26 protein-coding genes and 1 tRNA gene are annotated in these 26,825 nt (G+C 64.7%); 14 read left to right on the forward strand and 13 right to left on the reverse strand.

The window, feature by feature from the left end; translation table 11 throughout:
• Nucleotides 1-20 precede the first annotated feature (20 nt).
• The 6 genes from KIT10_11000 (at nt 21) to KIT10_11025 (ending at nt 5,165) form a co-directional block, all read left to right on the forward strand.
• On the forward strand, nt 21-260 hold the full coding sequence (locus tag KIT10_11000) for an acyl carrier protein (protein ID MCW5899784.1): 240 nt from the start codon (nt 21-23) through the stop codon (nt 258-260).
• Between the two features lie 24 nt (nt 261-284).
• Complete coding sequence (gene fabF, locus KIT10_11005; protein MCW5899785.1) at nt 285-1,535, forward strand: beta-ketoacyl-ACP synthase II; 1,251 nt, start codon at nt 285-287, stop codon at nt 1,533-1,535.
• Nucleotides 1,536-1,542: 7 nt separating this feature from the next.
• Nucleotides 1,543-2,370 carry a ribonuclease III gene (rnc, locus tag KIT10_11010; GenBank protein MCW5899786.1) on the forward strand — a complete coding sequence of 276 codons (828 nt, stop codon included), beginning with the start codon at nt 1,543-1,545 and terminating at the stop codon, nt 2,368-2,370.
• A 42-nt stretch (nt 2,371-2,412) separates the two neighbouring features.
• Nucleotides 2,413-2,826 (forward strand): IPExxxVDY family protein, encoded by a 414-nt coding sequence (locus tag KIT10_11015; GenBank protein MCW5899787.1) that lies wholly within the window; start codon nt 2,413-2,415, stop codon nt 2,824-2,826.
• Between the two features lie 4 nt (nt 2,827-2,830).
• Nucleotides 2,831-4,252, forward strand: a complete 1,422-nt coding sequence (gene pyk / locus KIT10_11020) for a pyruvate kinase (GenBank protein MCW5899788.1) — start codon at nt 2,831-2,833, stop codon at nt 4,250-4,252.
• Between the two features lie 166 nt (nt 4,253-4,418).
• Entirely contained in the window at nt 4,419-5,165 is a 747-nt protein-coding gene (locus KIT10_11025; GenBank protein MCW5899789.1) for a class I SAM-dependent methyltransferase, read from the forward strand.
• Nucleotides 5,166-5,169: 4 nt separating this feature from the next.
• Here KIT10_11025 and KIT10_11030 read toward each other — a convergent pair whose 3' ends face one another.
• The 3 genes from KIT10_11030 to KIT10_11040 all read right to left on the reverse strand — a co-directional run bounded on the left by KIT10_11030 (nt 5,170) and on the right by KIT10_11040 (nt 8,138).
• Nucleotides 5,170-6,420, reverse strand: a complete 1,251-nt coding sequence (locus tag KIT10_11030) for a geranylgeranyl reductase family protein (protein MCW5899790.1) — start codon at nt 6,418-6,420, stop codon at nt 5,170-5,172.
• Between the two features lie 63 nt (nt 6,421-6,483).
• Nucleotides 6,484-7,518 (reverse strand): phenylalanine--tRNA ligase subunit alpha, encoded by a 1,035-nt coding sequence (pheS, locus tag KIT10_11035; GenBank protein MCW5899791.1) that lies wholly within the window; start codon nt 7,516-7,518, stop codon nt 6,484-6,486.
• Nucleotides 7,515-8,138: a peptidylprolyl isomerase gene (locus KIT10_11040; protein MCW5899792.1), complete on the reverse strand. Its 624-nt coding sequence runs from the start codon at nt 8,136-8,138 to the stop codon at nt 7,515-7,517. The genes pheS and KIT10_11040 overlap by 4 nt, the downstream gene beginning before the upstream one ends.
• Before the next feature lie 153 nt (nt 8,139-8,291).
• Between KIT10_11040 and KIT10_11045 the strand changes: the two genes are divergently transcribed.
• Nucleotides 8,292-8,675, forward strand: coding sequence for an Ig-like domain-containing protein (locus KIT10_11045; protein MCW5899793.1), 384 nt, complete (start codon nt 8,292-8,294; stop codon nt 8,673-8,675).
• A 4-nt stretch (nt 8,676-8,679) separates the two neighbouring features.
• Here the strand turns inward: KIT10_11045 and KIT10_11050 are convergent, their stop codons facing one another.
• Nucleotides 8,680-9,021, reverse strand: a complete 342-nt coding sequence (locus tag KIT10_11050; GenBank protein MCW5899794.1) for a hypothetical protein — start codon at nt 9,019-9,021, stop codon at nt 8,680-8,682.
• 69 nt (nt 9,022-9,090) lie between these two features.
• On the opposite strand from KIT10_11050, the gene KIT10_11055 reads away from it, so the two are divergent.
• Nucleotides 9,091-9,615 carry a CvpA family protein gene (locus tag KIT10_11055; GenBank protein MCW5899795.1) on the forward strand — a complete coding sequence of 175 codons (525 nt, stop codon included), beginning with the start codon at nt 9,091-9,093 and terminating at the stop codon, nt 9,613-9,615.
• On the opposite strand, the gene KIT10_11060 is transcribed toward KIT10_11055, so the two are convergent.
• On the reverse strand, nt 9,581-10,861 hold the full coding sequence (locus tag KIT10_11060) for a hypothetical protein (protein MCW5899796.1): 1,281 nt from the start codon (nt 10,859-10,861) through the stop codon (nt 9,581-9,583). The genes KIT10_11055 and KIT10_11060 overlap by 35 nt on opposite strands.
• Nucleotides 10,862-10,925: 64 nt before the next feature.
• Between KIT10_11060 and KIT10_11065 the strand changes: the two genes are divergently transcribed.
• From KIT10_11065 to KIT10_11090, 6 genes are all read left to right on the forward strand, one after another.
• Nucleotides 10,926-12,464 carry a glutamate--tRNA ligase gene (locus KIT10_11065; protein MCW5899797.1) on the forward strand — a complete coding sequence of 513 codons (1,539 nt, stop codon included), beginning with the start codon at nt 10,926-10,928 and terminating at the stop codon, nt 12,462-12,464.
• Nucleotides 12,455-12,805, forward strand: a complete 351-nt coding sequence (gene folB / locus KIT10_11070; protein MCW5899798.1) for a dihydroneopterin aldolase — start codon at nt 12,455-12,457, stop codon at nt 12,803-12,805. The genes KIT10_11065 and folB overlap by 10 nt, the downstream gene beginning before the upstream one ends.
• A 70-nt stretch (nt 12,806-12,875) precedes the next feature.
• Nucleotides 12,876-12,946, forward strand: a tRNA-Cys gene (locus tag KIT10_11075).
• A 219-nt stretch (nt 12,947-13,165) separates the two neighbouring features.
• On the forward strand, nt 13,166-15,457 hold the full coding sequence (locus KIT10_11080; protein ID MCW5899799.1) for a hypothetical protein: 2,292 nt from the start codon (nt 13,166-13,168) through the stop codon (nt 15,455-15,457).
• A gap of 13 nt (nt 15,458-15,470) precedes the next feature.
• Nucleotides 15,471-16,202, forward strand: coding sequence for a DNA repair protein RecO C-terminal domain-containing protein (locus tag KIT10_11085; protein ID MCW5899800.1), 732 nt, complete (start codon nt 15,471-15,473; stop codon nt 16,200-16,202).
• 106 nt (nt 16,203-16,308) lie between these two features.
• Complete coding sequence (locus tag KIT10_11090) at nt 16,309-18,417, forward strand: S9 family peptidase (protein MCW5899801.1); 2,109 nt, start codon at nt 16,309-16,311, stop codon at nt 18,415-18,417.
• A 5-nt stretch (nt 18,418-18,422) separates the two neighbouring features.
• Here KIT10_11090 and KIT10_11095 read toward each other — a convergent pair whose 3' ends face one another.
• The 8 genes from KIT10_11095 to KIT10_11130 all read right to left on the reverse strand — a co-directional run bounded on the left by KIT10_11095 (nt 18,423) and on the right by KIT10_11130 (nt 26,823).
• Entirely contained in the window at nt 18,423-18,671 is a 249-nt protein-coding gene (locus KIT10_11095) for a hypothetical protein (GenBank protein ID MCW5899802.1), read from the reverse strand.
• Between the two features lie 122 nt (nt 18,672-18,793).
• Nucleotides 18,794-19,801, reverse strand: coding sequence for a DUF4837 family protein (locus KIT10_11100; protein ID MCW5899803.1), 1,008 nt, complete (start codon nt 19,799-19,801; stop codon nt 18,794-18,796).
• Between the two features lie 23 nt (nt 19,802-19,824).
• Nucleotides 19,825-21,126, reverse strand: a complete 1,302-nt coding sequence (locus KIT10_11105; protein ID MCW5899804.1) for a transglycosylase SLT domain-containing protein — start codon at nt 21,124-21,126, stop codon at nt 19,825-19,827.
• Nucleotides 21,127-21,231: 105 nt separating this feature from the next.
• Nucleotides 21,232-22,632 (reverse strand): Asp-tRNA(Asn)/Glu-tRNA(Gln) amidotransferase subunit GatA, encoded by a 1,401-nt coding sequence (gene gatA / locus KIT10_11110; GenBank protein ID MCW5899805.1) that lies wholly within the window; start codon nt 22,630-22,632, stop codon nt 21,232-21,234.
• Nucleotides 22,633-22,636: 4 nt separating this feature from the next.
• Complete coding sequence (locus KIT10_11115; GenBank protein MCW5899806.1) at nt 22,637-22,834, reverse strand: twin-arginine translocase TatA/TatE family subunit; 198 nt, start codon at nt 22,832-22,834, stop codon at nt 22,637-22,639.
• An 81-nt stretch (nt 22,835-22,915) separates the two neighbouring features.
• Nucleotides 22,916-24,121 carry a peptidoglycan DD-metalloendopeptidase family protein gene (locus KIT10_11120; protein ID MCW5899807.1) on the reverse strand — a complete coding sequence of 402 codons (1,206 nt, stop codon included), beginning with the start codon at nt 24,119-24,121 and terminating at the stop codon, nt 22,916-22,918.
• Between the two features lie 36 nt (nt 24,122-24,157).
• Complete coding sequence (locus KIT10_11125) at nt 24,158-25,042, reverse strand: DUF4292 domain-containing protein (protein ID MCW5899808.1); 885 nt, start codon at nt 25,040-25,042, stop codon at nt 24,158-24,160.
• A gap of 2 nt (nt 25,043-25,044) precedes the next feature.
• Nucleotides 25,045-26,823, reverse strand: coding sequence for a tetratricopeptide repeat protein (locus KIT10_11130; GenBank protein ID MCW5899809.1), 1,779 nt, complete (start codon nt 26,821-26,823; stop codon nt 25,045-25,047).
• Between the last annotated feature and the right edge of the window lie 2 nt (nt 26,824-26,825).

Genomic DNA, 26,825 nt, shown 5'->3' on the forward strand with positions numbered 1-26,825 from the left:
TCAACCAACAACGCACGGACATGTCGGACATCAAGTCAAGGGTCATCGCGATCATCGTGGACAAGCTTGGCGTGGACCAGAACGAGGTCACCTTGGAAGCGAGCTTCACGAACGACCTTGGCGCTGACAGCCTCGATACCGTCGAGCTCATCATGGAGTTCGAGAAGGAATTCAACATCGCCATTCCCGACGACCAGGCCGAGAAGATCCAGACTGTGGGCCAGGCGGTGGAGTACGTGGAGAAGACCGTGGCGAAGTGACGCCCCTGTAGGGGCACCCAACCGATGACGCTCAAGCGCGTGGTCGTGACCGGTCTGGGTGCGTTGACTCCGATCGGCAATACCCTACAGGCGTATTGGGACGGTCTGGTCAACGGCCGTAGCGGAGCTGCGCCCATCACCCGCTTCGACGCCAGCAAGTTCAAGACCCGCTTCGCCTGCGAGGTCAAGGGCTTCAACCCGGAAGACTTCATCGACCGCAAGGAGGCGCGGAAGATGGACCCCTACACGCAGTTCGCCGTGGTCTGCGCCGAGGAAGCCATCAAGGATTCCGGCCTGGACCTGGACAAGGTGGACCGCGAGCGCATCGGGGTGATCTGGGGCAGCGGCATCGGCGGCCTGAAGACCTTCCAGGACGAATGCATCGGCTACGGCAGGGGCGATGGCACCCCGCGCTTCAACCCCTTCTTCATCCCGAAGATGATCGCCGACAGCGCGGCGGGTCTCATCAGCATGCGCCATGTGCTGCGCGGCCCCAGTTATGTCACGGCCAGCGCCTGCGCCAGCAGCAACAACGCCATGATAGACGCCTTCAACTGCATCCGCCTGGGCACCTGCGTGGCCGTGGTGACCGGTGGCAGCGAGGCGGCGATCTACGAGGCCGGGGTGGGGGGCTTCAACGCCCTGCATGCCATGAGCACGCGCAACGACGACCCCGCCACCGCCAGTCGGCCCTATGACAAGGACCGCGACGGCTTCGTGCTGGGCGAGGGTGGCGCGGCCCTGATCCTGGAGGATCTGGAACACGCCCTGGCGCGCGGTGCCCGCATCTATGCCGAGGTGATCGCCGGTGGCATGAGCAGCGATGCCTACCACATCACCGCACCGCACCCCGATGGCCTCGGCGCCGAACTCTGCATGAAGTTCGCCCTCCGGGACGCCGGCATCGGCCCCGAGGAGATCGACTACATCAACACCCATGGCACCAGCACCCCCATCGGCGACCCGCAGGAGGTGAAGGCCATCCAGCGCCTCTTCGGGGAGCACGCCTACAAGCTCAACATCAGCGCCACCAAGAGCATGACCGGCCACCTGCTGGGCGGCGCCGGCGCCGTGGAAGGCGTGGCCACCATCATGGCCGTGTACACCGATACGGTGCCCCCCACCATCAACCACTTCACGGACGATCCCGAGATCGACCCCGCGTTGAACTTCACCTTCAACCAGGCGCAGAAGCGCACGGTGCGCGCCGCGCTGAGCAACACCTTCGGCTTCGGCGGGCACAACACCTCGGTGATCTTCCGCAAGCACAGCTGAACGACCCTTGTTCCGCCGCCTTCTCAGCAGAGCCCGAGATCCCGAGGAAAGGAAGGTGCGCGCCTGGTGCCGCCAGACCCTGCGGCTCACCCCGGGCGACCTTGCCCTTTACCGCCAGGCACTGCGCCACAGCAGCGCCGTGACCGAAGACCGGCCCGACCTGCCGGACAACGAAAGGCTGGAATTCCTGGGCGACGCCATACTCGACGCCATCATCGGCGACCTGCTCTTCAGCACCTACCCGGACAGGGGCGAAGGCTTTCTCACGCGCATGCGCAGCAAACTGGTGAGCCGTGCCCAACTGAACAACCTCGCCCAGCGGATCGCCATCGAGCGGGTGATGGAGAGCAACGTGGCGCGCGGGCACGAAAGCAGCGTGCCGGGCAATGCGCTGGAGGCCCTCATCGGCGCGCTTTTCCTGGACAAGGGTTTCGACCGCACACGCAAAGTGGTGGTGAAACTGCTGCTGACCCATGTGGATCTGGAGGAGGTGGCCAAGGAGGACAAGGACGGCAAGAGCAGACTGTTGGAATGGGGCCAGAAGCGCCGCCGCAAAGTGGAGTTCGTCACCGGCGAGGAGGGTGGCGGTCGTGGACGCACCTTCGTGGCCGAGGTTCGGATCGATGGCAAGGTGCGGGGCACCGGGCGCGGCGCCAGCAAGAAGGTGGCCGAGCAGGAAGCCGCCCAGAGCGCCTTTCGCGGCATGCGTTCGCGCCGGCCGCAGGCCGAAACACGCAGCGCGTCGCCCGCAGGGGCTGCCGCCCAGGACAGACCGCACAGGGAGCGATCGTCGCGCAGGCGGGGTCCGCGCAATGCGCACCGCTCCGAAGACTGATCCACCGGCGCTACAGGCGGTGGCTACCTTTGGCCGGACACCATGGCCAAGGTCAAGCTCGATCTGGATCCCGACCCCGAGGTCACCGTCATCGGCATCAGCAGCCACGTGAACGACTACCGGCTGTGCTGGTCATTGAACCGGACCATGGGCCTTTCCCTTACCCGCCGCCGCGAGGACATCAGCGAGGACCTGGGCGGGCGGCTGGCATCCTTCGCCACCTTCGACCACGAGGACCCCGACAACAAGGACCGCCTGACGCTGGTGCACAACCATTGTGAGAACGGCGTGTTGTTGCCGGAGCAGCGCGCGGCCGATTATTTCCTGGTGATGGACAATGCCGCCGCCGGTTCAAGGCCCGACCTGCTGGACCGTTTGCGCCGTGCGGAATTCGTGCTCGCCGCCTTCCCCCTGCCCTTCGAGCGTTTGCGTGCCGGATACAAACTCCTGCGCTAGGAACATGACCGAACCCAAGACCAAGATCGTCGCCACCATCGGCCCCGCCAGCGCCAAGCCCGAAGTGCTGCGCGCCATGCTGCAGGAAGGGGTGGACGTGTGCCGCCTCAACTTCAGCCATGGCGACCATGCCTTCTACGCCGCGCTGATCGCCAACATCCGCAAGCTCAATGATGAACTCGGCCTGCACACGGCGATCCTGGCCGACCTGCAGGGACCCAAGCTCCGGATCGGCGAATTGGAGAACGGCGGCATCCGGTTGAAGGCGGGTGAGAAGCTCACCATCACCACCGAGGCGGTGAAGGGCCGCGAAGGCCTTGTGAGCACCACCTACCAGCAATTCCCGCAGGATGTGAAGCCCGGCGAGCTGGTGCTGCTCGATGACGGCAAGCTGCGCCTGGAAGTGACAGCCACCGATGGGAACAGGACAGTAGATACCCGCGTGCTGCACGGCGGTCAGCTCACCGCGAACAAGGGGATCAACCTGCCCAACACGCGCATCAGCCTGCCCTGCCTCACCCCCAAGGACCTGGCGGACCTGGCCTTCGCACTGGAGCATGGCGTGGATTGGATCGGGCTGAGTTTCGTACGCAGCGCGCGCGACATCATCGAACTCAAGGGCATCATCCGTTCGGCGAAAAGTCCGGCACGCGTCATCGCCAAGATCGAGAAGCCCGAGGCGCTGGAGGAGATCGACGAGATCATCCGGGAGAGCGATGCGCTGATGGTGGCGCGTGGCGACCTGGGCGTGGAGATCCCCATGGAGCGTGTGCCGCTGGTGCAGAAGGACATCATCCGCCGCTGTCTGGAGCGCCACCGCCCGGTGATCGTCGCCACTCAGATGATGGAGAGCATGATCGTGAACATCACGCCAACGCGCGCGGAGGTGAACGACGTGGCCAACGCCGTGCTGGACCATGCCGATGCCGTGATGCTCAGCGCGGAGACCAGCGTGGGCGAACATCCCGTGGAAGTGGTGAAGGCCATGAACCGCATCCTGCTGGAGATGGAGAAGAGCGAGCTGATGTACAACGTGCCCCAGCCCGAACTGCAACCCAGTGCGCGCATGGTGAGTGACGCCATCTGCATGGCCAGCGTGCGCATGGCCGCCGCCATCGACATCAAGGCCATCGTCACCATGACGCACAGCGGCTACACGGCCTTCAAGATCAGCAGCATGCGGCCCAAGGCCTTCATCTTCGCCTTCACCAGCAACCACGCCATCCTCAACATGCTGAACCTGGTGTGGGGCGTGCGTGCCGAATACTATGACAAGACGGTGAGCACCGACCATACCGTCGCGGACATCAAGCACATCCTGCGCAGCAAAGGCTACGTGCGCGAAGGCGACCTGGTGGTGAACATCGCCAGCATGCCCATCAACGAGCAGGGCATGGCCAACATGCTGAAGCTGAGTCCGGCCTGAGCCGCCGTCTTGAACGTGCGATCGTGGAAACACCGCGGAACGCCCATCCGGGCCGTTCCGATGGCGCGGCTACCTTGTTCCCACAGACACGCCGCGCCGCATCCGTTCCAACATCGGGTCCCATCGGACCGCCTTCCCAGATGCGCCGCGGCATGAACGCCAGCGCATGAACGAGCACGATTGGGACCAGGTGGCCGAGACCTTCGAGGAGGAGATCTTCAACGTACCGGCCCATGACAGCAGGGGCTTGATCAACGAACATGTGAAGCGCCTGGCACGCCCCGGCGCGGTGGTCACGGACCTCGGCTGTGGCGTAGGGCGCACCCTGCCGCATTTGGCGTCGCTCTACCACATGGTGCATGCCGTGGATGTGAGCAGCCGTTGTCTCGTTGTGGCCGAGCGTGCGTGCGCCGCGCATGGCAACATCCGCTACGTCCAGTGCGATCTGTCTCGTGGACGGCAGGGTTACCCCGTGGCCGATGTGGTGCTCTGCATCAACACCTGGCTCAACGCCGCACCGGCGATCCGAGCGGGCATCATCGACACCACCTGCCGCAGCATCAAGCGCGGCGGACACCTCATCCTGGTGGTACCCTCGGTAGAATCCGCGCTGCTCACCACCTGCCGCCATGTGCAATGGAACCGCCGCGATGGCATGGATCCGGGCAAGGCACAGCGCGCCGCCGCCATGGACACGCCGGGCGTGGAGCACGGCATCATCCACATCGAAGGTGCGCCGACCAAGCACTACCTGGCCGAGGAACTCACCGCCCTGCTGGAGGAAAGGGGCCTGGCGGCGGAGGTGATGGAGAAGCTGGAGTACCCTTGGCGCACGGAGTTCAAAACGCCGCCGAAATGGATGAAGGCGCCCTATCCCTGGGATTGGTTCGTGGTAGCCAGGAGGCTGCGATGAGCATTCAGGCGCGTGCCGCCCGGCCCAGCACCAGGTCCATGTAGAAGCCCGGCCTTTTCAACTTGGCGCGCAGATCCAGGTCGGTGAACATGGCACTGATCGTATCCGCTAGCGCCGGGCTGGCGTTCGCGCGGTCCACCACGAAGTCGAACAACCATGCGCGGTCGGCCAGGCCTTGCAGCCGCGCGCTGATGGCGAGCTCCTGGCCGAGCCGTTTCCATACGCGGGCGTCATAGCGTTTCGCCGCGCTCGCACTGACCGACCCCTCGGCGATCATTTCGGCCGCCACCTCCGCCGCGTGGATACCGCTGATCAAGGCATGGCTGATGCCCTCCCCGGTGAAGGGGTCGATCAGGTGGGCCGCATCGCCGACCAACAGATAACCCTTGCCGCTGATGGGGTAGCGCTTGCTTGCCATCGGCAGGCCCATGCCTTCGATCGCACCTTCCTGCCGCGCCTCCGCGAAGCGTTCCTTCAGCGCCGGGTGTTCGGCCAGCAAGCGTGGCAGCAACTTCTTCAGATCGGTCTTCCGCTTGCGCACCACATCGCTACGCAACCCCAGTCCCACGTTCGCACGCCCGCCCGGCAGGGGGAACACCCACAAATAGCCGGGCAAGAGATCCTTCAGAAAATGCAATTCGATGAAGCCGTCAGCATCCAGGCCCTGAACACCTGAATAGTAGGCGCGCACACCGGCCGCGTGGTGACGGGGCTCCATCCGCAGGCCGGCCACGCTGCGCGCGAAGGAGGAATTGGCTCCGCTGGCGTCGAGGATGAGCGGTGTGGTGATGGTGGTGTCATGCACCTTCACGGACCAGCCTTCCGGGATCCGTTCAAAGGACCTCGCCACGGATCCTTCGTGCACCTGGATACCCGGCGTGGCCTTCACCCGCTGGAAGAGGATGTCGTCGAACACCACGCGGGGCAGGATGGCGCCTGGCGCTTCATCATCCTGTGCCTTGCGGTCGAAGGGCACCCGCAGCGCGCGTCCGCCGGGAGCCACGAAGACCACACCGCGGCTGGCCATGCGCCGCGGTTCGGCCACCACCTTCGCCGCGAGGTCCGCATCCAGCCGTTCCAGACTGCGCATCACCTTGCCGCTGAGGGCATCGCCGCAGACCTTGTCGCGGGGAAAGTGGCTTTTCTCGATCAGCGTCGCCTGCACGCCGAGTTGTGCCAGCCGCAGCGCGGCAGCACAGCCCCCGGGGCCACCCCCGAGGATCAACACGGGCGTATGGATCCTGCTCGCGCTCATTTCAGGCCATGGTGCAACCCTTGTGGCAATGGCATCGTTGCCTCTGGAGGGCAGGATGGAACGCTACCTGCGCAAGGTGCCAGCCGCGAATTGGTCCAGGAAACGCACATCATTCTCCCAATAGAGACGCAGGTCGGGCACGCGGTAGAGCAGCTGGGCGATGCGCTCGATGCCCATGCCCAAGGCGAACCCGCTGAAGACACTGGCATCGATGCCACAGTTGACCAGGACGGCCGGATCGACCATGCCGCAACCCATGATCTCCACCCAGCCGCTGTGTTTGCACACGGCGCAACCGGCACCAGCGCAGATGGTGCAACTCATATCCACCTCTGCGCTGGGCTCGGTGAAGGGGAAGTAGCTCGGTCGCAGGCGTATGGAGACCTCGGGCCCGAAGAGGCTCTTGGTGAAAAGGTCCAGGGTGCCCTTCAACTCCGCGAAGCTCACCCCGCGGTCCACGTAGAGCGCCTCCACCTGGTGGAACATGCAGTGCGCGCGCGCGCTGATGGCCTCGTTGCGGTAAACACGGCCGGGGCTGATGGTGCGGAAGGGCGGCTTGCCGGACTCCATCACACGCACCTGCACACTGCTGGTGTGGGTGCGCAGTGCAAGATCGCCACCCTGCACGAAGAACGTGTCCTGCATGTCGCGCGCCGGGTGGTCGGGGGGGAAGTTCAGCGCGCTGAAGTTGTGGTGGTCGTCCTCCACCTCCGGACCCTGGCTCACGGTGTAGCCCATGCGCGTGAACACGTCCACGATTCGCTGGCGAACGATGGTGATGGGGTGGAGACCGCCCCCATGCGCGGTCATCGCCGGGGCGCTCAGGTCCGCCGAAGGACCAAGTGCCGCGGCCCCATTCGCGGCTTGGGCCTTCATCTCCTCCACACGTGCCTGGGCGCCCTGCTTCAACTTGTTCAGGCGTTGGCCCAGGGCGCGTTTCTCTTCGGGCGGCAAGCTCTTGAAATCGTCGAACAAGGCGGTGATGCTGCCATTGCGGCCCAGCCAGGCGATCCGGGCCTGTTCGGCGGCATCCGGGCCGGTGGCCTGGACCGCGGCCACCTCCGTCTCCAACAGCGAAATGCGGTCCTGCAGGCTCATTCCAGCACGCGCATGAACATCCGTACGTCGCGTTCGGGCCGGTCCCGGGTGTCGCAGGGCAGCTTGGCGATGGCATCGACAACGTCCATACCGCGGGTCACCTGGCCGAACACGGTGTAACCACCATCCAGGTGGGGTGCGCCGCCTTGTGTGGCGTAGATGGCCTTTTCGGCCTCGCCATAATTCACCGCTTGCTCCATGCGGGCATGTCTGCGTGAGACCAGGTCGAGTTCCACGGGGTTGAAGGCCTTGCCCTGCACGATGTAGAATTGGCTGCCGCTGGACCGGCGCTCGGGGTTCACATCATCGCCCATGCGCGCTGCGGCCAATGCGCCCCGGCGGTGGATGAGACCGGGCACGATCTCGGCCGGGAGGTCGTAGCCGGGGCCGCCTTCGCCGAGCTGGGCTCCTGTACCGGCGTTCCGGCTTGCGGGATCGCCGCCCTGCACCATGAAGGTGGGGATCACCCGGTGGAAGAGCAAGCTGTCGTAAAAGCCTTCGCGCACGAGCTTGAGGAAATTGTCGCGATGCGCAGGGGTCTCGTGGTAGAGTTCCACCTCAATGGTGCCGAGCGCGGTTCGGATCTCCACCACGGGGCGTGGGCCAGGACCCTGCGCCATGGCCACCGAAAGCAACAAGAACGAACCGAGGACCATGGAAAGCGGACGCCGCCAGCTTTGCGGGGTCTGCAGGTGCTGCCTTACATTTGACATCCGCCGGGTGCTTGCTCCGCCTGCCCCATGCGGCGGGGCGAGGCCCCCAAAAGTAACCCAATGACCCTTCGCACCTTCCGCAGCATCCTTGTCATGGCCCTGGCCTTCTTTGTGCTGGTTCCGGCGCTCACCTCGTGCACCAAGGAGAAGCCCACGCGCGTGGTCGTCACCGTGAAGGACGCCGATGGCGCTCCGGTTCCCGGCGCCGTGGTGAAGCTCTACGCCAATCCGGCCTTCCCCTTGGGTGACCCCACCCGTCTGAATAAGGAGAACAGCACCAACGCCTCGGGCAGGGCCGAGTTCGACTACTCGGAATTCTACCAGCAAGGTCAGTCGGGCTTCGCGGTCCTCGACATCTTGTGCACCTTCGAGAACCTCACCGGCCAGGGCATCATCAAGGTGCGCGAGGAGGAGCTCAACGAGGAGACCGTGGTGATCGAATGATCGGTCACGCCTCTTCAAAATAGGCGAGCACGGCCTCCTTCATCAGCCTTTCCTGTTCCGGCGCCCCCAAGGGCGGCAGATCGCGCATCCGCTCGAAATGGGGCCAGCCGTCCGCATCGCGTCCCAACTCGCGGTAATAACCGAAGGGCAGCAGCACCACGCAGATGGCGATGTGCATCAGGTTCACCTTCTCATCCTTTTTGAATTCGCGTGCGCCCTGCCCCAGTTCCTGCACGCCGATGAGGAACAGGATGGCGTTGAGGTCCAGCGCATCCGCGCCGAATCTTTCGGATAGGCGCTTCACCAGGTCGCGCCAGCGTTTTTCGAATGCGAGGTCCAAGGGGATGTGGGCGGCAAAGGTCGTTCGCCGGGAAGGATGATCTTCGCATGGCATGTGTCGCGACCTCCTGTTCCCATGAATTGGCTTGACCTGGTCATCATCGTGCTGCTCGGCTGGGCCGTGGTGCAAGGCTTTCGGCGTGGCTTCATCATTGAGGCCGCCTCGCTGGTGGCGCTGTTGATGGGGATCTGGGCCGGGGCGCATCTGAGCGATCGCGTTGCGGCGGCCATCGGCTTGGGGGCCGACCAAGCGGCCATCGCCTTCCTGATCACCTTTCTCGCCGTGCTGCTGCTGGTGCATCTGCTGGCTCGTGCCCTGACCAAGGCCATCGATCTGGCCATGTTGGGTTTCCCGAACAAGCTCGCGGGCACGGTCTTCGGTGCGCTGCGCTCGGCCTTCGTGCTCAGCATCATGCTGAACCTGCTCATGGGTTGGAGCGATGGCCGGATGCCTTCCCAGGAAACGCGCGATGGGTCCGCTTGGCATGCGCCATTGAGGGCTTTGGCACCGGCCGTGGTGCCGGCGCTTGGCGAAACCAAATGGGTGAAGGAGGCCGTGGAGCGGCTCAGGCGGGAGACCCAGGAGCTGCTCGATCGCTGATCGGTTCTCCCCCATGGGGCTTTCCCGTCACCAGCCGCTGCGCCACCCAGGCCACGCCTACCAGCAGCAGCGGCATCGCGGGGTTCTTGAAGCGCGCGTCGGTGGTGGTGAGCGATCCGGAGACCAGCATGGCCAACGCCAGTAGGAGCGACCACCGCACCGCGCCGAGCCGCCTCGCCCATCGGATCCAGAACGGCAGTGCCAGCACGAGCAGGCCAACGAACAGCGCCGACCAGGCCAGCAATAAACCGGGCACCGGACCACCTGCACGGAAGATCAGCCGCACGTGGCCGCGCCCAGGTGCCAGGTAGATGCGGAGTGCTTTCATGGCCTGCACGCGCAGCCAGGTGATCGGATGTTGCCGGAAGGTGCTCCAGGCCTCGGCGCGCAGGTCATCAAAGAAGGCGTGGAAACCCGGGCGGTCTTCCCAATCGGTGGCGGCGGCCTTGCGGTGCAGCCTTGCCGATCGCCCGCTGGCAGCAGGATCACCAGCGGCACGCAGCACATCGGGCACTTGGTAATAGGCGGCCGCCACCACACCGCCATCGCCGAGGTAGAAGCGGTCCAGTGCGCGCTGGTTGCGCAATGCCCAAGGCAACACCAGCAAGAGCCCGGCTGCGAGGAAGACCAAGGCCCTGCTCCATGACCGATGGATGGCGGACCAGCCCAGGATAGCCGCCGCCGGAATAAGCCAGGCGCCGTTGGGCCTGATCCAGGCCGCCGCGGCGAAGAAGCACGCGGATGCCAGCAACGTCGTCCACCGCGCTCCCCGGGTCAGGAGCAGCACCGCACCGAGCAGAACGGTGGTGAACCAGGTCTCAGTCATCACTTGGGCGCAAAGCAGGATGTCCATCGGTTCCAAGGCCATGAGACTCCCGGCCCCAAGGGCGAAGCGCGATGTGATGCCCACGCGCATGGCCAGCAGCGCCACCATCGGCGCTTTGGCCGCGGATACCAAGGCCTGCAGCAGGAGGACCGGCGTAACGTTCCCGCCGAGCCACCGGATCAACAACGGGTACCCCGGCATTTTGATCGTGTCCGGGATGTCCAGCGGGTGGAACATGGAGAACACGCCGTGGCGCAGGTTCTCAGCCAGGGTCAGGTACATGGTGGGGTCGTTCCGCAGGTCCACGCCCGCATGCAGATGCTGGAACACCGCAAGTAGGCGGGGTGCCAAGGCCAGCAGGAAGACCGCGAGCAGGGCCTTGGGCCCATGACCGGACGACGACCGCACAGGGACATCCATGCTTCACGAAGGTACCCGTGAACAGGGCCCCGTACTTTCGCGCTTCGTCGCAAGGCCCATCACCATGTCCGTCCGCGTCCGTTTCGCACCCAGCCCCACGGGCCCCCTGCACATGGGCGGGGTGCGCACCGCCCTCTACAACTACCTCTTCGCCCGCAAGCACGGCGGAGAATTCCTGCTGCGCATCGAGGACACCGATCAGGCGCGCTTTGTGCCCGGTGCGGAGGACTACATCCGCGAGGCGCTGGACTGGTGCGGGCTCACGCCCGATGCCAGCCCCTGGAACCCCGGCCCCGATGGCCCCTACCGCCAAAGCGAGCGCAAGGAGCTCTACCGCCAGTATGCCGACCAGCTGATCGCGGACGACAAGGCCTACTATGCCTTCGATACGCCCGAGGAACTGGAGGCCATGCGCGAACGACTGAAGGCCGCAGGGTCAGCCGCGCCGGCCTACAATGCGGTGACGCGCGAGCACATGAAGAACAGCCTCTCGCTCAGCGCGGATGACGTGAAGGAGCGACTGGCGCGTGGTGATGACCATGTCATTCGGCTGAAGTTGCCGCGCCACCAGGAGGTGCGCTTCGAGGATGCCATACGCGGGTGGGTGACGGTGCAGAGCAGCAACCTGGATGATAAGGTGCTGTTCAAGAGCGACGGCATGCCCACCTACCACCTGGCCAACATCGTGGACGACCACTTGATGCGCATCACCCATGTGATCCGTGGCGAGGAGTGGTTGCCGAGTGCTCCGCTGCATGTGCTCATCTACGAGGCCTTCGGCTGGGAGCGTCCCGTCTTCGCCCACCTGCCATTGATCCTCAAGCCCGATGGCAACGGCAAGCTCAGCAAGCGCGATGGTGACCGGCTCGGCTTCCCGGTGTTCCCGCTGGACTGGCTGGACCCCACAAGCGGGGAGAGGAGCAGTGGTTACCGGGAGCGCGGCTACTACGCAGAGGCCTTTATCAACATGCTGGCGCTCCTGGGCTGGAACCCCGGCGGCGACATCGAGTTGATGTCCATGGCCGACATGGTGAAATACTTCGACCTGGACCGCGTGCACAAGGGCGGCGCCCGGTTCGATCCGGAGAAGACCAAGTGGTTCAACCAGCAATACCTGCGCATGCGGCCGGATGCCGAGCTGGGCGAACAGTTGCGCGGGAAACTGGCGGAACGCGGGATCACGGCCAGCGCGGATCGCGCCACTGCGGCGGCCGCCCTGCTGAAGGAGCGCGCGACGTTCGTGGACGATATGCTGGAGGGCGTCTACCTGTTCACCAGCGGCTCGCCATTGAAGAACAACGCCGAGGCCGAAGCTGAGCTGCGCAAGCGCTGGAAGCCGGAGGCCGGCGCCGTCATCGAAGCATACATCGCCGAGCTATCCAAGCACCCCGCGAGTCCCGCGAGCTCCGACTTCGAGGCGACCTTCAACCGAGCCCTGGCCACCAGTGGTATGAAGGTGGGCCAGGTGATGCCACTCTACCGCCTCTTCGTGGCCGGTCGCATGCAGGGGCCGGGCATGTTCGATGTGAGCGGACTGCTGGGCCGCGACGAGGTGGTGGATCGCCTTCGGGCAGGGCTGGAACAATGCCGCGCATGGGCCTGATCGAGGTCAACGGCATCCGGGTCTTCGCCTACCATGGCTGCCTGGAGGAGGAAGCGCGCATCGGAGGGCATTTCCAAGTGGACGTGCATGTGGAGGGGGACTTCGCTTCCGCCGAGCGGTCCGACAAGCTGGCCGACACCGTGGACTATGGCCGTGTGACGGCGATCGTGCGGGAGCAAATGGCCCTCCGCGCCGACCTGATCGAGCATGTGGCCCGGCGGATACTCGACGCCTTGAAGGAGGAATGGCCTGCGCCGCATCGATGGCTTGTGCGGGTGGTGAAGGAGCACCCTCCGGTGGCCGGTGCGGTGGAGCAGGTGGCCTATACGGTGGAGGGCTGAAGCCCTTGGACCACTGGCCCGGCGTGGCGGCACAGTCCTATATTCGCGGTCCCTTGAAGAACGCATGCAAGGTCGCGTGGCCGAGGGGTTAGGCACAGCTCTGCAAAAGCTGCTACTGCGGTTCGAATCCGCACGCGACCTCGATCTTCCGACGCCCCGGCCACGGGGCGTCGGCCGTTCAGGGGTTTGTCATACCCAAGAGAATTGCCGGGCGCCTCACAAGGCCCGGCTTATCTTGCCCCATACCGATCCGGCCCCGATCACGTTGTGAGCAGTGCCGTCCGAAGACCCATGCGTGCCCGATCACTTGTTCCGCTCATCACCGCCCTGCACCTTGCCCCGAACCTTCTGGCCCAGGACATGGGTCCCATAGGCACCTGGCGCGACCACTTCCCCTACTTGGAGGCCATCTCCGTGGCGCAGGGCGGCGGCAAGGTGTACAGCGCCACCACCACGGCCCTGTTCAGCTACCATCCGCCAACCGGCGAGATCGAGCGGATCTCCAAGGTGAACCTGCTGAGCGATGTGGGCATCAGCGGGTTGGCTTGGAACGAGACGCTGGGGATGCTGGTGGTGCACTACAGCAACGGCAACCTGGACCTGCTGCGCAGTGGCGGCTCCTTCAACATGGGTGACATCAAGCGCAGCAGCATCCTGGGCGACAAGAGCGTGAACTGCGCCTACATGGAAGGCGTCATCGCCTACCTCGGCTGCGGCTTCGGCATCGTGGTGGTGGATCTGGCCCAGCGCGAAGTCCGCGAGACCTGGTTCATAGGCCCGGAGGGTGGTCAGGTGCGCGTGAATGATATCGTCTTCCACAACGACTCCATCTACGCCGCTACCCAGACCGGCCTGTTCGTGGCCTGGCGCGGTGCGAACAATCTGGCCTCCTTCACCAATTGGAAGAAGCGCACGGACCTGCCGGAGACCATGGCCAACGGTCCCTTCAACACGCTGGCCTCCTTCGGCGGGCGCCTGCTGGTGAACTACCGCTCCAACCTGCCCGAGGGGGACACCCTGCTCCTGGTGCTTAACGAAAGCGTGGAGCGCTTCAGCCCACTCTATGGCCGGCGGAACCTGCGCATGCACGTCTCCGCCGACGGGCAGCGCCTGATCGTGCCGCACAAGAGCGACATCCACACCTACGATCCCGACCTCACAGAGATCGCTTTCCAGTACGGCTATGCGAACACCTTCTGCAACCCCACGCGGGCCCTGGCGGACGGCAATGAACTCTGGGTGTCCGACACGAAACTCGGCCTGGTGCGGGCGCAGGGCTTCAACGTCGGCTACAACGTGGCGCCCAACGGACCTCGGGCACCCAGCGCCTACCGCATGGCTGCGTCGGGTGGGGCCATGTACGTGGCCACCGGTTCGGTGGAGAGCAACTGGACGAACAGCTTCCACAAGGAAGGGGTGCACCACTATCAGATTGGCGTGTGGCGCACCCATGATTGGGAGAACAGCCCCTTCATGCTGGGTGTGAACGACTTCGCCGGCGCGGTGAACGACATCATGGCCGTGGCCGTGGATCCGCGGGACCCCTCCATCGCGTTCGCGGGGAGTTGGGAGGAGGGTCTGCTGGAGTTCCGGGGCCGGGAGCCATACACCATCTACAACGCCACCAACAGCAGCCTTCAAAATGAATCGGGTGGTCCCGCGGGCAAGGTGAACATCGGCGGTCTTTCGTTCGACCGCAACGGCGACCTGTGGATCACCAACCCATACAACCCGGCGTGCGTGGCGGTGAAGACCCGGTCGGGAACCTGGAAGAACTTCTCGCCCGGTGGCGTGCTCAACAGCAACTTCCTTCTGGGCGACATCCTGGCGGCGACCAATGGCTACAAGTGGATCATCCGGCCGCGTGGCAACGGGATCCTGGTCTTCGATGACGGCGGCACGATCGAGAGCACCAGCGATGACCGCTACCGCGTACTCAACAACCAGACCGGCTCGGGCGGCCTGCCCACCAACGACGTGTTCGCCATCGCGGAAGATCTCGAAGGCCAGATCTGGGTGGGCACCAACAAGGGCGTGGCCGTTTTCTACAATCCCGGCAACGTGTTCAACGAGAGCGGCTTCGATGCGCAGCAGATCCTCATCGAGCAGGACGGCAACATCCAGATCCTGCTGGAGACCGAAGAGGTGACGGCCATAGCGGTGGACGGCGCCAACCGCAAGTGGATCGGCACGCAAAGCAGCGGGGTCTTCCTCATCAGCGCCGACGGGCGCCAGCAGGAGGCCCGCTTCAACGAGGTGAACAGTCCGCTGCCCAGCAACAGCATCACCAGCATCGTCATCGATGGCGACAACGGCGAGGTCTTCTTCGGCACGGCGCGCGGCATCATCAGCTACCGCAGCGACGCCATCGCCGGGGGGTTCGAGAACCGCTGCGCCAAGGTCTTCCCCAATCCGGTGCACGAGAATTACACCGGCCCCATCGCCATCACGGACCTGGTGCGCGACAGTGAAGTGAAGATCACCGATGTGGCCGGCAACCTGGTGTACCGCACCACCTCACTGGGCGGCCAGGCCATCTGGAACGGCACCGACATGTCGGGCATGCGCGTGGCCACGGGGGTCTACCTCGTGTTCGTGGCCGACCGTTTCGGCAACACCAAGTGCAACACCAAGTTGCTGGTGGTGCGGTGATGGCGTCGCACCGATGAACGCACAACGGCCAAGGCCTGTCGCCACGCGTGCCGTGGTGCTGCGCACCATCCGGCATGGCGACCGCACCCTGGTGTTGAAGGCGTGGACCACCGGACACGGCGCGCGTTCCTACCTCGTGCGCTCTGGCGGCAAGCGCGGCGTGCCGGAGGCGGCGTTGCAGCCCCTCACACGCATCGAACTGGTGGCCGAAGAGCGTCCCGATCGCGACATCCATCCACTGCTTGAACTGCGCGTGGACCGCCCCTACCTGCACCTTGCGCGCGACCCCCTGCGCGGGGCCATCGCGCTCTTCGTGCAGGAGGTGCTGTACAGGGTGCTCCGCGTGGAATCGCCGGACGCACCGCTGGACACCTTCGTGCATGAGGCCCTGGAAGCCTTGGACTCAGCACCCGAGGTACGCCACTTTCCACTGGTGTTCCTGGTCGGGCTTTCGGGTCATCTGGGCTTCCATCCGGAAGCTCCACAGGCGGGAGAGGACCACTTCGATCTGCGCGAAGGGCACTTCACCCAAGGACCACCGCCGAGCGGCCATGCCCTTGGACCTCCACTGAGCAAAGCCCTGGCCTCCTTGTTGGACGCGGATCTCCAACGGTCGCCCGATCCGCCGCTGCCATCGGCCATGCGCCGTGAACTTCTGGACCACCTGCTGCTCTATTTCCGCCTGCATGTGGAAGGCATGGGTGAACTGCGGTCCCCGGACATGTTGCGGCGCATGCTCCACTGAGGGCCACCGCTTCCAGCTACTTTCGCCCATCCCATTCCGCATGCGCCATTCGCCCATCATCGCAGGCATCGCCTTCGGGGCCATCGCCTGCCATTCCGGAACGAACATGGAAGAGACCATCCTGGCCACACCACCCGTGGCCGTCAAGAAGGATCATGCGATCACCGCGCATGGTCACACGCGTATCGATGAGTACCATTGGATGCGCCTGAGCGAGGAGCAACGGAACGCCGCCGAGCCCGATGCGCATACCCGCGAGGTGGTCGCCCATCTGGAGGCTGAGAACGCCTACACCGAAGCGGTGCTCCATCCTGTGAAGCAGCTGCGCGAGGACCTCTTCCTGGAGATGAAGGGACGCATCAAGGAGACCGACATGAGCGTGCCCTACCGGGAGAACGGGTATTGGTACCACCATCGCTTCGAGGAAGGGAAGGAGTATGCGATCCATGTGCGCCGCAAGGATGAAGTGGGATCGCCGGAGGTGGACATCCTGGACGAGAACAAGCTGGCCGAGGGGTCGAGCTTCTTCGATCTGGGCGACTATGATGTGGCGCCCGGCAACGGCATTGTGGCCTACAGCGTGGACCGGGTGGGCCGGCGCCAGTATGAGGTGCGCTTCCGCGACCTGGCCACCGGCAGGGACCTGCCCGATGTGATCACGAACACCGGGGGTGGTTGCGCGTGGGCCGACGACCGCCATGTGTTCTATCCGCGCAAGGACCACACACTGCGCAGCTACCGGATCTACCGGCATGTGATGGGCACCGACCCCGCCACCGACGAAGTGGTCTACGAGGAGAAGGACCCGGCATTCAGTTGCGATGTGTACCGCAGCCGGACCGACCGCATGGTGATCATCGTGACGGAGAGCACCATGAGCAGCGAGTACCACTATCTGCCCGTGGAGGAGCCGCTGGGCGGATTCCGTGTGTTCCTGCCGCGCGAACCGGAGCATGAGCACACCGCCATGCATGTGCCCGCGCACGATGGGAAGCCGGGCAAGTGGTACATCGTCACCAATTGGAAGGCGCGGAACTTCCGGTTGATGGAATGCGCCGAAAGCGACACACGCGACAAGCGCAAATGGCGGGAGGTACTGCCGCACCGCGAGGATGTGCTGTTGGAGGATGTGGATGTGTTCCGTCATCACCTGGTCTTCAGCGAGCGGAAGGAGGGTTTGACCCATCTGCGCATCCAGGACCTGCGCAATGGCCGAGAACATGAGATCGCCTTCCACGATCCCGCGTACATGGCCTACACGGGCACCAACCCGGAATGGGACACGCACCTGCTGCGCTACGGCTACACCAGCATGACCACGCCCAGCAGCGTGTATGAGCATGACATGGACGCTTCCACGGACATCCTCTTGAAGCAGCAGGAAGTGCTCGGCACCTTCTCGCCGGAGGATTATGTGAGCGAGCGCATCTGGGCACCGGCGCGTGATGGCGCGCGTGTGCCGGTGAGCATCGTGTACCGCAAGGGCACCCGGATCGACGGGTCCTCACCGCTGTTGCTCTATGGATACGGCAGCTATGGCTACAGCATCGATCCCGGATTCAGCAGTGCGCGCCTGAGCCTGATGGACCGCGGCTTCGTGTTCGCCATCGCGCACATCCGCGGTGGCGAAGAGTTGGGGCGCGCCTGGTACGAGAACGGCCGCATGGAACACAAGATGAACACCTTCACGGATCTCATCGATTGTGCCGATCATCTGGTGAAGGAGCGTTATGCGGACCCGAAGCGACTCTTTTGCATGGGTGGCAGCGCGGGCGGGTTGCTCGTGGGCGCCGTGGTGAACATGCGCCCCGAGTTGTGGAAAGGAGCCGTGGCCGAGGTGCCTTTCGTGGACGTGGTCAACACCATGCTCGATGACAGCATACCCCTCACCACCGGCGAGTTCGATGAATGGGGCGACCCGAAGGACAAGGATGCGTACGAGCGCATGTTGTCCTATTCGCCCTACGACAATGTGCGCGACGCCACCTACCCCGCGATGCTCGTCACCACGGGCTTCCACGACAGCCAGGTGCAGTACTGGGAACCCGCCAAATGGGTGCAGCGCCTGCGCCGCCACCAGCAGGGCGATGCGCCGATCCTGTTGCACACCAACATGGACGCGGGCCACGGTGGGGCCTCAGGGCGATTCGAGCGGTTGAAGGAGGTGGCCCTGAATTACGCGTTCCTGCTGTGGCAGGCGGGACTTGCAGGATAGCGGGGTCAGCTCGCGAGGCTCTCGGCCCAGACGATCTCCTCGGGCCGCATGGGGATCACATGCACAGGGGTGCCTTCGCGCTGCAAGCGCTCGTAGTCGCGCACGCTGGCGAAGAACAAGTGCTTGGTGTCCTGGCCCTGGCCATGACGGTCGGTGCTCTCCACCTCCCACACCACGCCGTACACCTCCTTGCCCGAGCGGAGCTTGAAGCGGCAGTGCTTGTGCGCGAACTGGCGGAGGTGGGAGAATTCCATGTTGCCGATCGGATGCACGTGAAAAGTACAGCCATGCATCAAGGCATGTGCGGGGTAAATTTCAACAGATGTGGCGCCGCTGTTGATAACGGAATGCGCCACCCGATCCTTGTCGTTGGCCGTCAAGGAGATGCGTCGCCAGCGAAGCGCAGCGAGAAAACGAGCGCTTCCAGTTCGCGCATGTACTCGCGCTTGTCGAATTGCGGCGCGTAGGCGAACCCCTCCACGACAAGCAGCGTGTTGTCGCGTTCGTCGATCGTGGAGAGGCTCACGAAAGGCCCGCCCATCTTGGCGCCGTGCATGCCGTAGAGGCCGTGCATCACGTAGGCGAAGCGCCCGTCCAGTCTGGTGGCGTGGCCCCCCGGCATCAGGTCGAGACCTTCGAAACCGCGCTGTACGATCATGTAGGACCCCTCTTTCGGGCCCTCGACGAAGGCGCGTGTGGTGGCGTCGCGCAGTTCCACCAGGTACGGAACAGTGAACGTACTGTCACTGGTGTAGGGGTGTCTGTGGATGAGCACGCCTTCTATCACGTTGTGTTCCAGTCCGCCGCCGCTCATCAAGCGATCGCGTTGCAGCCATGCGAAGTCCTTTTCCTGTCTGACGACGCGGTATCCGCCGGGGATGTCGAGGTCGATCCCAAAGGCCGTTTGGATGCTGCTCGCGATCGCGGCATCGCGCTCCTTGCGCAGGCGTGCGGCCACACGCCCGCGCTGGTGCTCGTCGAATTGTTCCGCGGCATCGGGTCCTTCACGTTGCATCAAGGCGATCCAGGTGTCGGGGTCACGCGCGGCGATGCGCACCAGCAATTGTCCGCGCGCATGTCGATCGCGGTACATGCCGGCGCCCGTGCTGTCGGCCTCACCACCAATGGCGGCATACAGCACCGAATGATGCACGCTCAACAGGCCGCTGAAATTCTCGGATGTCGTCTGCGCCACCTTGAAGCGCGCCTCGCGTTGCGGCAGGCCCATGATGGGTTGTTCCAGGATGCTGCGCACCGCGGCGCCCGGTGCGCCCTCCCAGTGTCCTTTGGACATCACCACCAGCACTTCGCCTTGGCCACCCGCGGCTTCCGGCAGGTGGGTGCCGCCACCGCCGCACGCCATCGCCAGCAAGAGGCAGGGCATGACCAACACGACGGATCGCGGCATCATGCTTTGGGACCTTGCTGCACCACGAGCTTCTGTCCTGCGCGGATCATGTCGCTGCGCAGCCCGTTCCATCGCTTCAGGTCGGTCACGCTCACGCCGTACTTCCTGGCGATCACGCCCAGCGATTCGCCACTGCGCACCGTATGTGTGCGGTCCTGGTTCGCGCCCGCTGCCGGCCGGGCCTGTACCGCTGGACCGGCTGGGGCGTGCGTGGACAAGGCAGGGGCCTTGTTGTTGCTCAGGTACTGGTAGCGCAAGCTGTCCTCATGCCCCACGAATTGACCGGCGATTTCGCGTGGCAGGTAGAGTGTCACAGGGTGCTCCACATCGGGCACGATGCCGCGCTTGAAGGTGGGGTTCATCAGCAACATCTCCTCTTCCGATGCGCCCATGAAGCGTGCAGCGTTGGCGAGATCGAGCGGAAAGCACACCTGCACGGTGTCCATCTCGTAACTGCAGTAGGTGGGGCTCACGGGATAGATGTTGTGGTCGGCGTGGTGCGTGAAGAGGTAGTTCACCGCGATGAAGGCGGGCACGTAGCCGCGGGTCTCGCGGGGCAGGTGTTCGTAGATGGTCCAGTAGTTCTTCTGGCCACCGCTGCGCCGGATGGCCTTGTTGACGTTGCCCGGCCCGCAGTTGTATGCGGCCATGGCCATCTCCCAATCGTCATAGAGTTTGTACAGGTACTTCAGGTATCGGCAGGCGGCCTCGGTGCTCTTGTACACATCGTGCCGCTCATCGATGTAGCTGTCCGCATGCAGGCCGAAGAGCTTGCCTGTGGGCAGCATGAACTGCCACAAGCCCACTGCTCCGGCGCGACTGCGCGCGGCGGGGTTGAGCGCGCTCTCCACCACGGCGAGGTATTTCATCTCCAGCGGAATGCCGTGCCGGTCCAGCGCCTCCTCGAATACGGGGAAGTAGAGTTCGGCAAGGCCCAGCATGCGGCCGCTCATTTCGCGCTTGCGCACCACGTACAGGTCGATGTAGCTCTGTACCACCCGGTTGTAGGTGAGGTCGAAGGGCGTGGCGGCATCGAGCACGGCCAGCCGGTGGCGCATGGTCTCCTCCGGCCAGGAGGGCACCTCGTCCGCAGCGAAGCCATGCCGGTTGTGGTGTGCCGTATCGGTGGTGAAGCGCGCGTATTTGATCCAGGGCAGCATGGCCAGTTCATCCAGGCGGGCCACCACGGGGTCGTCGGGCGGCAGGCGCACGGGGCGCGCATCGGGATCGCCATCATCCTGCGCCCGGAGCAGGGCGCAGGGAAGGACCGCGAGCAGGGCGAAGTATCGAAGAGAGGGCATGTTCCGCATCGGTTGTATCGGCAGAGCCGAAGGTACCCTTAGTACGCGCGGCGGCCTGGCTTGTTGTGGCCGTTCCTCGTCCACGATCGCGTGTGGAAGCACGCCTCAAGCGAACAGGTGGTGCGCGGCGGCGAGCAGCTTCGCCTCCTCAAAGGGCGCCGCCATCAACTGGATGCCGAAGGGCAGCCCGTTGCTGTGCGTTCCGGTGGGCATGCTGACCGCGGGCGTGCCGGTGAGGTTGGCCTGCACGGTGAAGATGTCCTGCAGGTACATGGCCACGGGATCCTTTACCGCGCCTTGGGCGAAAGCGGTGCCAGGGCAGGTGGGGCCCATCAGCAGGTCGTAGGTCTTGCAAGCGGCCAGTGTGCGATCGCGCAGGATGCGGCGAACGCGTTGGGCCTGGGCATAGTAGGCATCGTAGTAGCCGGCGCTGAGCACGAAGGTGCCCAGGAGGATCCGGCGCTTTACCTCGGCTCCGAAGCCTTCGGTGCGGCTGAGCCGGTAGGTCTCGTCCACGCCTTGGGCCCTGGTGCTGCGGTGGCCGTAGTGGATGCCATCGAAGCGGGCCAGGTTGCTGCTCGCTTCGGCCGTGGCCAGGATGTAGTAGGTGGGCACCTGGTGGTCCAGCAGTGGCACTTCCACCGGCTCCACGGTGTGGCCTTCCGCCTTCAGCCGGTCGATCCTGTCCTGCAAGTGCGCCACGACCTCGGGGTCCATGCCGGCCCGCTGGAGCCCTTCGCGGAAGTAGCCGATGCGCAGCTTGCCCGGATGTTCCAAAGTCACCCGCTCCACGGGCCTGCGGCTGGTGGTGCTGTCCTTCGGGTCCCGCCCCGCCATGGTCACGTACAAGGCGGCGGCGGTGGGCACATCACGCGTAAAGGGACCGATCTGGTCGAAGCTGCTGGCGAAGGCGATGAGGCCATGGCGGCTGATCCGGCCATAGGTGGGCTTGAAACCCACGGTGCCGGTGAAGGAGGCGGGCTGTCGGATGGAGCCCCCGGTATCGCTGCCGAGGGCGGCATGAGCGATGCCTGCCGCCACGGCCACGGCCGAACCGCCGCTGCTGCCGCCGGGCACCATGCTCTTATCGAGCGGGTTCAACACCGGGCCGTAGGCGCTGTTCTCGTTGCTGCTGCCCATGGCGAACTCGTCGCAATTGGTTCGGCCGATGATCACCGCGTCGGCGGCGAGCAGGCGTTCCACGGCGGTGGCGCTGTACAGGCTGGTGAAGCCTTCCAGGATGCGCGAGGCTGCGCCGACCCGGTGGCCCTTGTAACAGATGTTGTCTTTCAGCGCGATGACAAGACCCGCCAAGGGCCCTGCGGAACCCGCCCGAACCCGAGCGTCAACCTGGGAGGCCTGTTCCATGGCGCTGCCAGCGAAGAGTTCCAGGAATGCGTTCAATTCTCCGGCCTCGCGGGCTTTGGCAAGCGCCTGTTCCGTGGCGGCCACCACGGTGGCGCCCTGCGCCAGCTTGGCGCGGGCATCGCTCAGGGTGTCGGCCATGGGCTTACTTCCCGTCCTCCTTCTTGGGCTCCCCCTTGGCGTCCTTGCTGGCGTCCTTGAACTCCTTCATGCCCTGGCCCAGCCCGCGCATGAGTTCGGGGATCTTCTTGCCGCCGAAAAGGAGCAGCACCACCAGCACGATGAGGATGATCTGCCAGGGGCCCACCCAGCCGAGCAGGATGGAAAGTGGAAGTGAGGTCATGGCCATGGGGCTTGGGGGTACGGAGGCCAAAGGTAGCGCGGGCTTCCGGTCCCGCGCGCCGAATATCGGCAGGGTTCCCGCTCAGCGGAAGAGCCAATGGGCCGGATCCACCTTCACCAGACCATCCGGGGTCACCTTCCAGATCTCCAGGTGGGCCTTGCTTCCATCGTCATCGGTGAGCACCGTGCCGATCACCTGCTTGGTGTCCACCTTCTGGCCCTTGGTCACGCTCACCTCGCGCAGGTTGCTGTACACACTGCGGTACACACCATGGCCGATGATGACCGCCTTGCCGGCGCCGGGCATCACGATCACGCTGGTGACCTCGCCGCGGAACACGGCCCGCACATTCGCGCCCTTCTCGGTGGTGATGTCCACGCCATTGTTCTCGATGATGATGCCGGGGAGCACCGGGTGGTTCTGTTTGCCGAAGCCACTGGTGATCACGCCCTTTTCCACCGGCCAGGGCAACTTGCCCTTGTTCTTCTCGAAATCGGCATTGAGCTCCTTGGCCTCGGGCGTGAGGCTGATATCCAGTTTGCCGCCGGCTGCGGCACCACTGCCCGGCTTGGGTTTCAGTTCGGCCTCTATGGCCTTGCGGATGGCGTCGTTCAGTTCTTTGCGTTGCTGCTCCTGTCGCCGCTGGGTCTCGCGCAGCCGGCCCTCCTCCTTCTGCAACCCGGTCAGCGCGCTCTGCCGCACGTTGCGGTCGCCTGCGAGCCGTTGTTTCTCGCTTTGCTGCTGCCCCAGCAGACGGTCCTTTTCGGCGCGCTGTTCCTTCAACGAGGCCAGCCGTGCTTCGATGGCCTCGCGGGTCTCATCGATCAGGGCGGCCTGGCGCTTCCGCCCTTCGGCGATCTGGTTCAGATAGCGGCTGCGCCGGAAGGCCTGTTGGAAATCCGCGGCGGCGAAGACGTAGCTGAGGCGGTCGTATGCGCTTCGGTTGCGGTAGGCGAAGAGCAGCATGCGCGCATACTCCTCCTTCAGGGCTTCCAGATCGGCGTTGAGTGAGGCGACCATCTGCTCGTCCTCGGCGATGCGCCCATCGATCCGGCGGAGTTCGCCGTTCATGGTGGAGATGAGTTGTTCACGCGCGCGGATCTGGCTTTCCAGCAGGGCCAGTTGTTCCTGTGTCACGCGTTGTTCCTTGCGTGCCTGTTCGATCAGCGCCGTGGTGGTGCGGATCTGCTTGTCGAGCGCTTCGCGCTTCTTCTCCAGTTCCTTGCGGTTCTGCGGGAACGCCAGCGCTGAGAGCACGCAGAACACAAGCACCAATGCGGGGCGCATCAATGGTTGGAGCGTTCGTCGCACGGTGCGCATGGCTCAGGGCATGGGGGTGAATTTCTCGGGGATCCGGAAGTTCATCTGCAGGGGGCCTGTGGCGCTGATACGCGATAGTTCGAAGGTGCCGCTGGCCTGCCTGCCCGGTTCGCTCAGTGTGATGCGTATGCGTGAGGGCAGAAGGCCCTCCTCCGGACCGCCACGCTCTTCATAACGCACATCGGCGGTCTGGTCGCGCACCAGGTCGGCGATCTGCACGCGGGTCACGCGGAAATCCTCCGGCTCGAACCAGTAGCGCATGACGATCGCCTCCTTCTCCTCGGCCTTGCGCAGGGTGCGCTCCAGGCGGCGTTCGGGCATGCCGGGTTCGCGGACCAGCGTATCCACAGGGGTCACCTCTTCCGCGGCGCGGATGAAGCGGCGCTTTTCACGACTGGTGAGCAGGTATTGCCCGTCCTCGCGATCGCTGCGGTATTTCTCCTCGGGATCGAGTCCGATGGCCTTGCCGAGCAGCGCCTGCTGGAGCAGGGCGAGGCTGGGGCGCACACCGAATTTGGTGGCCGCCGCCGCCGTGTCGCCCACGAAGTACTGGTCGGCCAGCTTGTCCATGATGAAAAGGCTGTCCGCGGTAAGCAGTATGCGGGCCACCTCGATGCCCAGCGCCGGCACCACGCTGATCCAGGCCGCGCTGTCCTCCACAGAGCGGATGTGGGCCTTGAAAGAGCGGCCGGAATCGGACAGCTTCACACTCACCGACGCACGTGCGCTGTAGTAGCGGATGGTGTCCCGCTCATGGGTGAGGGCGCGTTCCAGGATGCGTTCCGCCGAGCGGGCGGGGATCTCGCCGCCGATGATGGGCAGGGGCTTGCCACTCTTGCATGCCGCGGTGGCGACCAGCGCCACCAGCAGCACAGACCGGCCGCCCATGTTCATTCCAGCCACCGGCCTTCCTTGATCTTGCGACCCAGGGCATCGCTGGCACCTCCCAGCTCCGCCGCCCGCCGCCACTGTTCCATCGCGCCCTTGGTATCGCCCAATTGGTAGAGAATATCGCCGTAGTGCTCCACGATCACACCTTCGTCATCGCCGCCGGAAGCCATGGCCTTTTCGATCCAGGTGCGGGCCTCGTCGAACTTGCCCTGGCGGAAGAGCACCCAGGCGTAGGTGTCCTGGAAGGAGGTCTGCCCCGGCGCCAGATCGTTGCTGCGCCCGCTCATGCGGGCCGCCTTCTCCAGTTGCTCATTGCGCACGCTCAGGTAGTAGGCGTGGTTGTTCAGTGTGGTGGGGTCGTCCGGGACCAACGCGAGCGCCTTGTCGAAGGCGGCATCACTCTTCGCGAACTGACGCGACTCGTTGTAGGCGTCGCCCAAACTGCTCCAGAACTGGGCCTCCAGCGGCCGGTTGTCCACCACCAGGTCGCGCCCGGCGATCAGGGCTTCGATGGCCTCTTCGTGGCGTCCCAGCCGCGACAGCGCGATGCCGTTGAAGAGATGGGCCTCGGGAAGCAGGGGAAAGAGTTCGGCGGCCTCGCTGGCGTGCTGGTGCAGGGATGCGTGGTCCCCCAGTTGCAGGTCCAGTTGCATCACCTGCATCCAGATGGGGAAACGGTCACGCTCGTGCCGCAGCGCGATGATGAATTGTTCGCGCGCCTCTTCCAGCTTGCCGTCGCGCAGCAAGAAATCGCCGTGGATGGTGTGCGGCTTGCCGCTCTCGGGGTGTGCCAATTCCAGCGCTTCGATCAGCGCGTAGCTGCGGCGGATGAGCGTGGGCCGGTCGGCCGGGTCCTGGCCCTCGAAATTGCTCATCTCGAAGAAGCCGATGAGCACCTGCATCTTGGCGTCGATGTCCATTTCGGGGTCCAGGAAGGCCTGTTCCAGTTGGTCGAAGGCCTCCTGGTGCTTGCCCGTGGCGTAGTAGTGCTCGGCCAGCCCGATGCGCATCATGCTGTTGCCGGGGTCCAGGTCCAGGGCTTTCAGGTATTGTGCCAGGGCCTTGTCGTGTTCGCCGCGCCGGTCGTACAGTTCGCCAAGCAAGCCTTGGTAGCTGGCCTCCTTGGGATGCGCTTCCGCGGCACGCTTCACCAGCTTTTCCGCCTCGTCCAACCTGCCGGCGGCGGCCAGCATGCCGAATTGCCGCATGATGATCTCCTCGGATAGGCCGAATCGCTTCTCCATTTCGGCGTAGACCTTCACGGCCTCGCCCACCTGGCCGGTGTAGGCCAAGGTGTTGGCCAGGTCGAAGTACACCTCGTGGCGTTCGGGCCACTTGTTGATGATGCCGCGGTAGACCGCGATCGCCTCATTATACTGCAGGTTCTGCTGGTGCATATCGGCCAGCAGGAAGCGGTACCAGATAACGTCCTTGCCCTTCAGGGCGGCTTGCTTGGCATGCTCCAGGGCCTCTGTGGGGTTCTGCTTCTGGTGGTAGATCTTGGCCAGTTCGAAGTGCGCGGCGGCGTTGTTCGGATCGGTGCGCAGGCATTGCAGGTAGAGCGGAATGGCCTTGTCCGGTTGACCGGCCAGCCGGGCCTGTGTGGCCTCCATGAATTGCCGCATGGCCTGCGCGCGCTTGTCCTGGCCCATGGCCATGGCGCGCGCATCCCCCTCGGCAGCCGGCTCCTTCACAGTGGCCTGCCGCGCACCGCCGCAGGCCGCTGTGATCAGCATCAAGGGCAGCAGGCAGATGTGCAGGTGGCGTTCGGGGCGCATGT

This window comes from Flavobacteriales bacterium (assembly GCA_026129465.1).
In the GTDB taxonomy this organism is placed as follows: Bacteria; Bacteroidota; Bacteroidia; order Flavobacteriales_F; family PHOS-HE28; genus PHOS-HE28.

What these genes read in the sequence shown, in the direction of transcription:
- KIT10_11030 (MCW5899790.1), bottom strand. Translation starts at nt 6,420, where the DNA reads ATGAGCGCGAGCAGGATCCATACGCCCGTGTTGATCCTCGGGGGTGGC.
- KIT10_11000 (MCW5899784.1), top strand. Translation starts at nt 21, where the DNA reads ATGTCGGACATCAAGTCAAGGGTCATCGCGATCATCGTGGACAAGCTT.
- KIT10_11115 (MCW5899806.1), bottom strand. Translation starts at nt 22,834, where the DNA reads ATGACCTCACTTCCACTTTCCATCCTGCTCGGCTGGGTGGGCCCCTGG.
- KIT10_11095 (MCW5899802.1), bottom strand. Translation starts at nt 18,671, where the DNA reads ATGGAATTCTCCCACCTCCGCCAGTTCGCGCACAAGCACTGCCGCTTC.
- KIT10_11015 (MCW5899787.1), top strand. Translation starts at nt 2,413, where the DNA reads ATGGCCAAGGTCAAGCTCGATCTGGATCCCGACCCCGAGGTCACCGTC.
- KIT10_11100 (MCW5899803.1), bottom strand. Translation starts at nt 19,801, where the DNA reads ATGCCCTGCCTCTTGCTGGCGATGGCGTGCGGCGGTGGCGGCACCCAC.
- folB (MCW5899798.1), top strand. Translation starts at nt 12,455, where the DNA reads ATGGGCCTGATCGAGGTCAACGGCATCCGGGTCTTCGCCTACCATGGC.
- KIT10_11130 (MCW5899809.1), bottom strand. Translation starts at nt 26,823, where the DNA reads ATGCGCCCCGAACGCCACCTGCACATCTGCCTGCTGCCCTTGATGCTG.
- KIT10_11085 (MCW5899800.1), top strand. Translation starts at nt 15,471, where the DNA reads ATGAACGCACAACGGCCAAGGCCTGTCGCCACGCGTGCCGTGGTGCTG.
- fabF (MCW5899785.1), top strand. Translation starts at nt 285, where the DNA reads ATGACGCTCAAGCGCGTGGTCGTGACCGGTCTGGGTGCGTTGACTCCG.
- KIT10_11065 (MCW5899797.1), top strand. Translation starts at nt 10,926, where the DNA reads ATGTCCGTCCGCGTCCGTTTCGCACCCAGCCCCACGGGCCCCCTGCAC.
- KIT10_11045 (MCW5899793.1), top strand. Translation starts at nt 8,292, where the DNA reads ATGACCCTTCGCACCTTCCGCAGCATCCTTGTCATGGCCCTGGCCTTC.
- pheS (MCW5899791.1), bottom strand. Translation starts at nt 7,518, where the DNA reads ATGAGCCTGCAGGACCGCATTTCGCTGTTGGAGACGGAGGTGGCCGCG.
- KIT10_11055 (MCW5899795.1), top strand. Translation starts at nt 9,091, where the DNA reads ATGAATTGGCTTGACCTGGTCATCATCGTGCTGCTCGGCTGGGCCGTG.
- KIT10_11105 (MCW5899804.1), bottom strand. Translation starts at nt 21,126, where the DNA reads ATGCCCTCTCTTCGATACTTCGCCCTGCTCGCGGTCCTTCCCTGCGCC.
- KIT10_11125 (MCW5899808.1), bottom strand. Translation starts at nt 25,042, where the DNA reads ATGGGCGGCCGGTCTGTGCTGCTGGTGGCGCTGGTCGCCACCGCGGCA.
- KIT10_11025 (MCW5899789.1), top strand. Translation starts at nt 4,419, where the DNA reads ATGAACGAGCACGATTGGGACCAGGTGGCCGAGACCTTCGAGGAGGAG.
- KIT10_11090 (MCW5899801.1), top strand. Translation starts at nt 16,309, where the DNA reads ATGGAAGAGACCATCCTGGCCACACCACCCGTGGCCGTCAAGAAGGAT.
- KIT10_11120 (MCW5899807.1), bottom strand. Translation starts at nt 24,121, where the DNA reads ATGCGCCCCGCATTGGTGCTTGTGTTCTGCGTGCTCTCAGCGCTGGCG.
- KIT10_11040 (MCW5899792.1), bottom strand. Translation starts at nt 8,138, where the DNA reads ATGGCGCAGGGTCCTGGCCCACGCCCCGTGGTGGAGATCCGAACCGCG.
- gatA (MCW5899805.1), bottom strand. Translation starts at nt 22,632, where the DNA reads ATGGCCGACACCCTGAGCGATGCCCGCGCCAAGCTGGCGCAGGGCGCC.
- KIT10_11080 (MCW5899799.1), top strand. Translation starts at nt 13,166, where the DNA reads ATGGGTCCCATAGGCACCTGGCGCGACCACTTCCCCTACTTGGAGGCC.
- KIT10_11060 (MCW5899796.1), bottom strand. Translation starts at nt 10,861, where the DNA reads ATGGATGTCCCTGTGCGGTCGTCGTCCGGTCATGGGCCCAAGGCCCTG.
- pyk (MCW5899788.1), top strand. Translation starts at nt 2,831, where the DNA reads ATGACCGAACCCAAGACCAAGATCGTCGCCACCATCGGCCCCGCCAGC.